The following is a 9,808-nucleotide window of genomic DNA, read 5'->3' on the forward strand; positions in this document are numbered from 1 at the left end:
CGCGACCGTGCCAGAGATCCACGCCCCCCCGTGGCCAGGCAAGCCCATCTTCACCCACTACGTCGTCACCACACCGATCTGCGCACCCGCCCCTCACCCCCCCCCGAGACACCTGACGCCCGTCGCCGACAAAGTCCCACACCTGCACCCGCACCCCTCGAACCTCCCACACACACCCACGCAAATCGACAAAGCGCCACACCCACACCGCACACCCAAAAACCCACACCTCACCGACGAAGGCCGCCAGCCCATCCCACGCGCCTCGAAACCCGCCGATCCCAACCGCCCGTTGTGGTGAAGTTGTTTTGTTTGGGGGAAGCGGTAGCCTAAGCCGGCAGGCGGGTAAGGCCACGCTTTCCAGTGGCCCCGCCTTTTAGCCTTACCCAGGCCACCGCTAGGGGCCCCAAACAAAACAACTTCACCACAACGGGCACCCCAGCTTTAATCTGGCGCCCAAGCGCCGGCGTCGCCGCCAGGCGACCAGGCCGAACCCCGAGGCGCAGCCGAGGCCCAGAGCCCCCTCACACCAAGATCAACCGCCAACAAAGCCCCCCGAATACACACCCTAGCCACCCCCACCGACAGTCCCCGACCATAGAGACCGACGCAGACAAGGACCCACGCCGAGGCCCTGACCTCAGCTACCGCCTCACCCGCGCAGCAGCGACCAACGGATACCCCGGATAACCAACAGCCACCGGTCCACCTCCCCGGAACGGACCGGAGATCCACACCACACCAGTCTCATGCATCGTCCCAAGTAGATCCACCCCAGCATGCGGCAGAACGATTCGGCTCACGTCCCCATCAGATCGCACTGTCGCAGTCGCCGTCGCAGCCCCCAGTCGGCGGGGCTCAAACGGATCAACCACCACGCCAACACGAACCCAGTTCGCCTCCGCCACCAACCCCGGCAATTGTCGCAAATTCCCCGGTCGCCACGCCTGGTACAGCCGAAAGAACAGAATCCCCCACCCGGTCCCCACCACGCCCACGAACACCGGCAGATCAAACTCGTCCCCACTATTGGCCACCACGAGCGTGAAGACCAAGACCCCCAGCAATTGCATGCCGAGAACCGTCAACGACTGCGCCGCATTCCGGGCCGCCGCCACAGTCGGGTCGGTCGGTTCTTTCTTATCCGCAGGACGCTCAGCCGGGACCTCAGTCAGCACCGACCCGGAGAACGGGTAATGGCTCCCCTCAACCCGCACCAGCACGAGACCGCGTTCGTCCGGTCCGACGAGCCACACCCGCCCGGTGCGCCGCAGCACAGCCCGATGCATCCCGGTCATCCACTTCACCTGCACCGGAACCCAGTCACTGCCCAGCGCCACCCACAACTTCGTCACGAGCCCAGCCCCGTGGATGACCCGCGCCGCCGCCGGTTTCCAATACGCGTTCGCGAGCAACTCCGAGTCGTGCTCGAATCTTTTCCGCTCCCGCCGCATCAGCACCGCGGTCTTCGTCGTGATAACAGCGGCCGCGAAGAAGTACAGCGGCCCGAGACCAAGACCATGCATCACCGCATCAGCCACAGCAGCCGCGAGGAATACCGCGACCCAGAAGACGCGGTACCACATCGGCTGCAACAAGCGGGCGCGGAGTTCGACCATCATGGCGGTTGTCGGGTTGGCCAACACAGGCCGGTCAAGCTCGGGTTCGAGCGCCAGTCCAATCATCATTCCCCCAGTTGTGGAATCAACACCCTACGACCGGCACTGAGCGCACCCTCAGCCAGTGTTGCCTACCCTCGGGTGGACGAGGCACGAGGGAGGAACCCATGGGCTGGACCGCGGCGGACATCCCCGACCAGAGCGGCAAGACGGTCCTGGTCACCGGGGCGAACTCCGGACTCGGCCTGCGCACCGCGCGGGTGCTGGCCGGGCGGGGCGCGCTGGTGATCATGGCGTGCCGGTCGGTCGAGCGCGGCCGGGCGGCGCTGGCGACCGTCGACGGCCCGGCCGAGCTGCTGACCCTGGACCTGGCCGACCTGGCTTCGGTGCGCGCGGCCGCCGCGCAGGTGCGGGAGCGGACCGGTGACCGGCTGGACGTGCTCGTCAACAACGCGGGCGTGATGGCCACCCCGAAGCGCGCCACCGCGGACGGGTTCGAACTCCAGCTCGGCACCAACCACCTCGGCCACGCCGCGCTGACCTGGCTGCTGATGCCCGCGCTGCGCCAGGTCCCCGGCGCCCGGGTGGTGACGGTGACCAGCCTGGCCCACCGCGGCACCGGGTTCGACCTGGACGACCTGAACTTCGAGCACCGCCGCTACCGGTCCGCCGCCGCCTACAGCCAGTCGAAGCTGGCGAACCTGGTGTTCGCCCTGGAGCTGCACCGCCGGGCCACCGGGGCGGGCATCGACCTGGTCAGCGTCGCCGCGCACCCCGGGCTGGCCGACACCGAGCTCGCGGGCAACTCGGCCCGGCTGCGCGGCGGCGGCCCGCTGGGCCGGGCGCTGACGGCGGTGGTGCGGGTCGGCGGCAAGCTGGTCACCCAGTCCGTCGACCGCGGCGCGCTGCCCCTGCTCCACGCCGCGACCGCGCCGGACGTGGTGGGCGGCGGCTTCTACGGCCCGTCCGGCCCCGGCGAGTTTTTCGGCGGCGCAGGCCCCGCGAAACCGAGGAGTGCGGCGTTGAGCCCCACCCTCGGCCGGACGTTGTGGGGGCGAACAGCGGATCTGACCGGCGTTTCCCCGGATCCGGCGTAAAGGCGTAGCCTGAGCAGGTGACTGTCGCGCCTGAGGGTCGGAAGATGCTGCGCCTGGAAGTGCGCAACAGCCAGACACCGATCGAGAAGAAGCCCTCGTGGATCAAGACCCGGGCCAAGATGGGCCCGGAGTACCGCGAGCTCAAGGGCCTGGTCAAGCGCGAGGGCCTGCACACGGTGTGCGAGGAAGCGGGCTGTCCCAACATCTACGAGTGCTGGGAAGACCGCGAGGCCACCTTCCTGATCGGCGGCGAGCAGTGCACCCGCCGGTGCGACTTCTGCCAGATCGACACCGGCAAGCCCGCCGACCTCGACCGGGACGAGCCGCGCCGGGTCGCCGAGTCGGTGCAGGCGATGGGCCTGCGCTACTCCACGGTCACCGGCGTCGCCCGGGACGACCTGCCCGACGGCGGCGCCTGGCTCTACGCCGAGACGGTCCGCCAGATCCACGCGCTCAACCCGGGTACCGGCGTCGAGCTGCTCATCCCCGATTTCAACGCCGAGCCGGACCAGCTCGCCGAGGTGTTCGCGGCACGCCCCGAGGTGCTCGCGCACAACCTGGAGACGGTGCCGCGGATCTTCAAGCGGATCCGCCCGGCGTTCCGCTACGAGCGGTCGCTCTCGGTCATCACCGCGGCGCGGGACAACGGCCTGGTCACCAAGTCGAACCTGATCCTCGGCATGGGCGAGACCGCGGCCGAGGTCACCGAGGCGCTGGCCGACCTGCGGGACGCGGGCTGCGACATCATCACCATCACCCAGTACCTGCGGCCCAGCGTCCGCCACCACCCGGTCGACCGGTGGGTGAAGCCGGAGGAGTTCCTGGCCCACAAGGAGACCGCGGAGCGGCTGGGCTTCGCCGGGGTGATGGCCGGTCCGCTGGTGCGCTCGTCGTACCGGGCGGGACGGCTCTACACCCAGGCCGTCGAGCACCGCGGCGAGCAGGTCCCGGAGAACCTGCGCCACCTGGCCGAGGCGGGCGAGTCCAGCCAGGAGATCACCGCTCTGCTCAAGCGCTGAGTCACCTCAGTCGCGGCGGCTTGGTCCTGCTCGGCGCGGTCACGGTGGTCGTCATAGTGGTCGTCGCGTTGGTCGTCACGGTGGTGCACCTGGTGAAGAGGCGCAAGAAGACGAAAGCGGCTCGCCAGACGGACGAATCGGGGCTGGGATCGGTGCGCTGAGCCGAAACCGGCCGCGCGGCCGTAATCACCGGCGGTGTTCGGACGATTCCCCTGGGGAAGGGTTGTCGACAGACTGGGAGGGTCTGTGACCATCAACCCCGGGATCGTGGCCGAGCCGGACCTCACGGTCGTCGTCCCACCCCGGTCCATCTTCCGGCGCAAGCGCTTCCGCTGGACGTTCGGGCCGTCGGCCGCGGTGGCACTCGTCGGTGTGCTCCTGCTGTTCGCCAACGGCCTGGTGGGGCTGCCGTTCCGCGATGTCGTGGTGGTCAGCGGTCGGCTGGCGTCCAAGGCCGACTACTTCCAGGACCCGCAGGTGCAGCGGATCCTGATGGCGCACGGCCTGCAGGTCTCGATCGACCAGGCGGGCTCGCGCGACATCGCGAACAACGACGTCTCCGACTACGACTTCGTGTTCCCCTCCGGTCAGCCCGCCGCGCTGCTGATCCGGCGGCGCTGGGAGGAGCAGCACCACCACCCGGCGAAGGTGTTCAAGCCGTTCTTCAGCCCGATCGTGCTGGGCACCTACCGGGAGTACGCCGACGCCCTCGCCGCGGAGGGGGTGGCCTCCCCGCAGGCGGGCGCCGGGCCGCACCGGCTCTACTACGACATGCCGATGGAGCGGTTCGTCGGCCTCATCCAGGCCAACAAGACCTGGAGCCAACTGACCAGGGGACCGCACCTCGACAACGGCAACCGGGTGCTGGCGCAGTCGTCGGACACCTGCTCGTCGAACTCGGCGGGCACCTACCTCGGTCTGGTCGCGTTCGTGGTCAACCACAACGTGATCCCGCAGACCGAGGCCGACGCGGTGCGACTGGCCAACGAGATCAAGCCGCTGCTGACCGCGCAGGGCCTGCCCGGCGACGACATGGCGCGCAGCTACTTCGCCGCCGACGGCAAGAGCCTGGCGCCGGTCGCGGTGATCTACGAGCACCAGTACCTGGCCTACCAGTTGCGCAAGATGGCCGAGACCGGGCGACCGGACGAGAGCCGGGTGCTGCTCTACCCGGCGGCGCAGTTCCAGACGGTGCCCGAGTTCATCGCGCTCACCCCGAACGGCGAACGGCTCGGCCAGTTGATCGCCACGGACCCGGACCTGCGTCAGCGGGCACTGGAGCTCGGGTTCCGGGTGTTCGAGGACGACACGACGCTGAACACCGGCCAGGTGTCGTCGTTCCTGACCGGCCGGGGCATGCCGGTACCCAGCTCCGGGGTCGGCGACACGGAGACGTTCCTGCCCGCGCTGCCGCTGCTGGAGAAGATGATCACCACGGTCGGCGACTGCCCGACGGTCCACCCGTGAGAGCGGCGGCCCTGCTCGTCCTGCTGGCCGTCCTCGCGAGCTGCACCGGCGTCCCCGGCGAGCAGGTCCGGCTGACCGTGCTGGCCGACCGCGAACTGGCCGACCTGCAGCCGCTGCTCGACGACCTGCGCCGGGACACCGGGATCGAGCTGGCGCTGGACTACGTGGACGACCCGGAGGCCGACCTGGCCGCGGACAAGGGCGAGCACGACCTGGCCTGGCCCACGACGGACCAGTTCCTGCACCTGTGGGGGAAGGCGAACGGCAGGCAGAACTCGCTGCCCCCGTCGACCGACGTCATGGCGTCCCCGCTGGTGGTCGGCCTCCGCCCGGCGGCGGCGGCCAGGCTGCGGGCGGCCGCGCACGGGCAACCACCGTCCTGGGCGGACGTGGCTGACCGGGCGGCGGCGGGCGAGCTGCGGTTCGGGATGACCGACCCGACCGCGTCCAGCACCGGTCTCGCCGCGCTGATCGGCGTGGCGACAGCGGCGGCGGGCACCGGCGGCGCGCTGACCGAGCAGCAGGTCAGTTGCGTCGCGCTGGGCGGGTTCCTGACCGGGAACACCCTGCGCGCCAGGACGACGGCGGAACTGGTCACCAGGTTCGACCAGCAACAGTCCGATGTGGACGGCCTGGTCGCGCACGAGTCAACCCTGTTGGCGCTCAACGACTCCGGCGGCCTGCGCGAACCACTGGAGATCATCTACCCCCGGGACGGCATGGTCCTGTCCCGGTTCCCGCTGATCCTGCTCAACCAGGACCGGCGGGACGCCTACCAGCGGGCCGCGCAGTGGCTGCAGGGCGCGGACGCGCAGCGCTGGATCATGGACCACACCGCCCGCCGCTCCGCCGACCCCGCGCTGGAGCGCCCCGAACGGCTGCGCGCCCCGATCGGCAACGCCCTGTACTTCCCGGACGACCAGGACGTCGTCAGCACGCTGCTCGCCGACTACCGCAGGCTCACCGCGGTCGGGACGCACCAGGTGGTGTTCGTGCTGGACTACTCGGCGTCGATGGCGGGCACCCGGGTCGACCGGCTGCGGTCGGCGTTCGCCGCGTTGAGCGGGACCGGGACCGGCGGCTTCGACCGGTTCCACCTCGGCGAGACGATCACCGTCATCCGGTTCGCCGGGACGGTGTTGGCGCGGCGGGAGGTCACCGTGCGCGGGCAGTCCGATGTGGACAGCCTGGCGCCGGAGGTGGCCGCCCCGGCGGACGGGCGCGGCACGGCGATCTGGTCCGCGCTGGACCAGGCGTACCGGTCGGTGCGCGGGGACGCGTCGGTCGTGCTGATGACCGACGGGGAGAACAACGCGGGCATCAGCGCGGACGAGTTCCTGCGCGCGGGGCCGCGTCAGGCGCCGGTGTTCGCGATCGCGCTGGGCGGGGCGGACCGGGCGGAACTGGACCGGGTGGCGCGGGCGACCGGCGGGCGGGTCGTCACCGCCGACGACGCGTCGCTGCCTGCGGCGGTGAAGGAGATCCGTGGCTGTCGATAGGGCTCTGTGGTGGTCGGTGTGGTGGCCGTGGGTGCTCGTGTGGTGCGTCACCGCGCTGGCGATCGTCGTCGCGGTCGGGTCGGTCGGGTGGGCGTGGCGGGTCCGCCGCCGGTACACGCCCGCCCGCCAGGTCCCCGGCATCACCTTCTACCTGCACAAGAAGTCGGTGCTCGACCTGTACCAGGCGGGCGGCTACGGCGACGCGATCAGCCGAGAGGTCGAGGAGCGAGTGGGCACGCAGCGCAAGCGCAAACTCGGCGTGGCCTGGCGCAGCGCCAATGCGGCCGGTGAGCACAGCAGCGAACGCGAGGTGGTGAGCCGCTACTTCACCGAGGCCGACCCGATCGCGGTGATCGGCGTGCTGCTGGACGCGCTGGAGGCGGCCGACGGGGTGGTGCACGTCGACCTGCGCGACCGCACGGTGGTGGACAACGTCGCGGTGGCCCGGCTGCGCGACCGCTCCGGCGGCGGCCCGGCACCGGTGCGGCTGCGCGGGATCGACAGCTACGTGTCCATCCGCGGCGTGTTCCGGGTCGCCGACCACCTCGGGTCGCGCACCGTGCTGCTGGCCCCGTTCGGCGACCCGGACGACCCCGAGGACGGCCCGCAGGTCCGGCTGGAGTGCCACCACGACGGCCTGCGCGACGGCGACCTGCCGGACGGGCCGTTCCAGGCGCGCTGCCTGGGCAAGGTGCAGTCGTGGAAAGCCGGGCGGGGCGAACTCGTGGTGCGGCCGGTGGCCATCTTCCAGTAGCCGCGAATTCTGCTATGGGGATGTGGGATACCCCCATAACGGTCATCGGGGTGCACTCTTCTCAGTGAATTGCACCCTGCGGTCGAGGAGCACCGAATGCTTCGACGTCTTGTCCCGGTCGCCGCGCTGGTGGCCGCCTTCGTCACCGTCCCGCTCAGCCCAGCACCACCGATCATGGCCGCTGACCTGGGTAAAACCGCCCTCGCGGCCGGAGTGTCGCGCACCGGCGCCCAGGTGCCGAGCAGCACCGCGCTCGAATACGGGAACAACGGGAATTCGTGGTCGACCACCATCACAGTTCCCGGGGCGACCTATGTGAAAGTGCATTTCGCGCCGCTGAAACTCGTCGGCGACGACTACCTCACGGTGTCCTCGCCGTCCGGCCGGGAGACCTACACCTATTACAACGACCGGACCAAGGGTTCGCCGTTCACCGTGCACGGCCAACCCGGCTTCGCCGCCATGTCCATCGACGGCGACACCGCCGTCGTCACCCTGCACGCCACCGCCCCCCGAGACGCGAAGTCGTTGTCCCGCCAGGGTTACGGCGTTCGCGTCACCCGCTACGACCGTGGTTTCGGCAGCGCCGAGTTCTCCGCGAACAACCCCACCACGATGAGCGTCTGCGGCAACGACGCCCGCAAGGACGTCGTCTGCTACCAAACCAGCCACCCCGTGGAGTACACCCGCTCGAACGCCGTCGCCCGCCAACTGGTCGACGGCATCGGCTCCTGCACGGCGTGGCGAGTCGGCAACACCAACCGCATGCTGACCAACGCCCACTGCGTCGACAACGCCACCGACCTGCGCGCCAGCGAATTCCAGTTCGACTACCAATGCGCGACGTGCGGCGGCAACAACCCGCGAACGGGAACGAAGGTCAGCGGCCAAGACCTGATCCGGACGAGTTCGTTGCAGGACCTGGACTACACGCTGTTCAGCGTCACCAACTTCGACACCATCCGCCAATACGGCACCCTCTACCTGGACGTCCGCGAACCCACCGCGGGCGAACGCATCTACATCGCGGGCCACGGCGACATCAAACCCAAGCGGATGTCCATCTACGAAGACACCGAAGGCGGCGCCACCTGCAAAATCGACGTGGCGTCATCCGGGGTGAACACCGGGTACCGCTGCGACTCTTCCGGCGGAAACTCCGGATCGCCAGTACTGGCAGGCTCCTCGCACAAGGTAATCGCCTTGCACCACCTCGGCGGCTGCCCGAACTGGGGAACACGGATCTCGCTGGTGTACAACGAGATCCGTGGGGATATCGACAACACGAGCTCCGAGGACCCAGCCCAAATCACCCTGCAGCCGTCGTCGGGAAACACCTCTCCCGGCGGCTCAGTGAACGCCGCAGTCCAGGCGTCGACTTCGGTGACCTTCAGCGCTTCCGGCCTGCCTTCCGGAGTCACAGCTTCGTTCAACCCGCCCAGCGGCCAATCAAGCACCCTCACCATTTCAACCGCCGCCAGCACTCCGCCCGGCACCTATGTGGTGACAGTCACCGGCGGCGGAATGTCCGCGACATACACCCTGACCGTCGGCGGAGCAGCCTGCCCGAACATGAAGGTCACGAAATCCGGCAACCTGAGCTCCGGCGGTAGCCAGTACCAGCCTGACGGATCTTTCTTCCAAGCGGCGGCGGGGGTCCACCAGGCCTGCCTGACCGGGCCACCCTCCGCCAACTTCGACGTGTACCTCCAAAAATGGAACGGCTCGACATGGCCGGTGGTGGCACAGGGGACATCCGCGGGTGCGAATGAGACGTTTTCGTATAACGGGACTGCTGGTTACTACCGATACCAGGTGAAATCGGTGACCGGTGGCGGGCAGTACACACTGGGGTACAACGCGCCGTAATGGGCCGGTGGCCTGCGCGGGCCAGGACCCGGTGATCCGCCGGGTCCTGCCCGTGTGAGTGCCGTTGAGCCTGGATCGTCGGGGGGCTTGGCCTGTCGAGGGGCTTGGCCTGTCGAGGGGCTTGGGCTGTTGGTGGGCTTGGCTGTCATGGGGCTGGCTGTCGGTGGGCTTGGCTGTCGGTGGGGTCTGCTGCACGAGTAGGTGACATCTGAGTTGGCTTGCCGTGATGGTGAGCTGGGAGGATGTCGTTGTGCCCAAGCCCTACCCCCAGGAGTTCCGCGACGATGTAGTGCGGGTCGCCCGTGACCGTGAGCCCGGTGTGACCGTCGAGCAGATCGCGAAGGACTTCGGGGTCCACCCGATGACCTTGTTCAAGTGGCTGCGCCAGGCCGACACCGACGAGGGCGTCAAACCAGGTGTGAGTCGCAGCGACTCGGCCGAGCTGCGTGAGGCCCGCAAGCGGATCACGCTGCTGGAGCAGGAG

The 9,808-nt window shown here is 69.2% G+C and carries 9 protein-coding genes; 8 read left to right on the forward strand and 1 reads right to left on the reverse strand.

Annotation, left to right across the window (positions count from 1 at the left end; genetic code table 11):
• Positions 1-644: 644 nt before the first annotated feature.
• The gene (locus tag H504_RS0125860; protein ID WP_026425146.1) at positions 645-1,688 is read right to left on the reverse strand and encodes a hypothetical protein; all 1,044 of its coding nucleotides are present in this window, start codon (positions 1,686-1,688) and stop codon (positions 645-647) included.
• 98 nt (positions 1,689-1,786) lie between these two features.
• Between H504_RS0125860 and H504_RS0125865 the strand changes: the two genes are divergently transcribed.
• The 8 genes from H504_RS0125865 to H504_RS42685 form a co-directional block, all read left to right on the forward strand.
• Complete coding sequence (locus H504_RS0125865; RefSeq protein ID WP_026425147.1) at positions 1,787-2,716, forward strand: oxidoreductase; 930 nt, start codon at positions 1,787-1,789, stop codon at positions 2,714-2,716.
• Positions 2,717-2,733: 17 nt separating this feature from the next.
• The gene (lipA, locus tag H504_RS0125870) at positions 2,734-3,735 is read left to right on the forward strand and encodes a lipoyl synthase (protein WP_026425148.1); all 1,002 of its coding nucleotides are present in this window, start codon (positions 2,734-2,736) and stop codon (positions 3,733-3,735) included.
• A gap of 20 nt (positions 3,736-3,755) precedes the next feature.
• Entirely contained in the window at positions 3,756-3,896 is a 141-nt protein-coding gene (locus H504_RS42165; protein ID WP_169735463.1) for a hypothetical protein, read from the forward strand.
• 85 nt (positions 3,897-3,981) lie between these two features.
• A complete protein-coding gene (locus H504_RS0125880; protein ID WP_026425149.1) occupies positions 3,982-5,202 on the forward strand; it encodes a hypothetical protein in 1,221 nt (406 codons plus the stop codon).
• Entirely contained in the window at positions 5,199-6,701 is a 1,503-nt protein-coding gene (locus tag H504_RS0125885) for a VWA domain-containing protein (protein ID WP_026425150.1), read from the forward strand. Before H504_RS0125880 ends, H504_RS0125885 begins: the two co-directional genes overlap by 4 nt.
• Positions 6,688-7,455: a hypothetical protein gene (locus H504_RS0125890; protein ID WP_026425151.1), complete on the forward strand. Its 768-nt coding sequence runs from the start codon at positions 6,688-6,690 to the stop codon at positions 7,453-7,455. Before H504_RS0125885 ends, H504_RS0125890 begins: the two co-directional genes overlap by 14 nt.
• 96 nt (positions 7,456-7,551) lie before the next feature.
• Positions 7,552-9,324, forward strand: coding sequence for a S1 family peptidase (locus H504_RS37035; protein ID WP_051386277.1), 1,773 nt, complete (start codon positions 7,552-7,554; stop codon positions 9,322-9,324).
• Positions 9,325-9,574: 250 nt separating this feature from the next.
• On the forward strand, positions 9,575-9,808 hold a 234-nt coding region (locus H504_RS42685; RefSeq protein WP_026425152.1), incomplete at its 3' end, for a transposase.

Source organism: Actinokineospora inagensis DSM 44258, from assembly GCF_000482865.1.
Taxonomy (GTDB): Bacteria; Actinomycetota; Actinomycetes; order Mycobacteriales; family Pseudonocardiaceae; genus Actinokineospora; species Actinokineospora inagensis.

Coding starts and splice junctions, on each gene's coding strand:
- H504_RS37035 (WP_051386277.1), top strand. CDS start 7,552: ATGCTTCGACGTCTTGTCCCGGTCGCCGCGCTGGTGGCCGCCTTCGTC.
- H504_RS0125865 (WP_026425147.1), top strand. CDS start 1,787: ATGGGCTGGACCGCGGCGGACATCCCCGACCAGAGCGGCAAGACGGTC.
- H504_RS0125860 (WP_026425146.1), bottom strand. CDS start 1,688: ATGATGATTGGACTGGCGCTCGAACCCGAGCTTGACCGGCCTGTGTTG.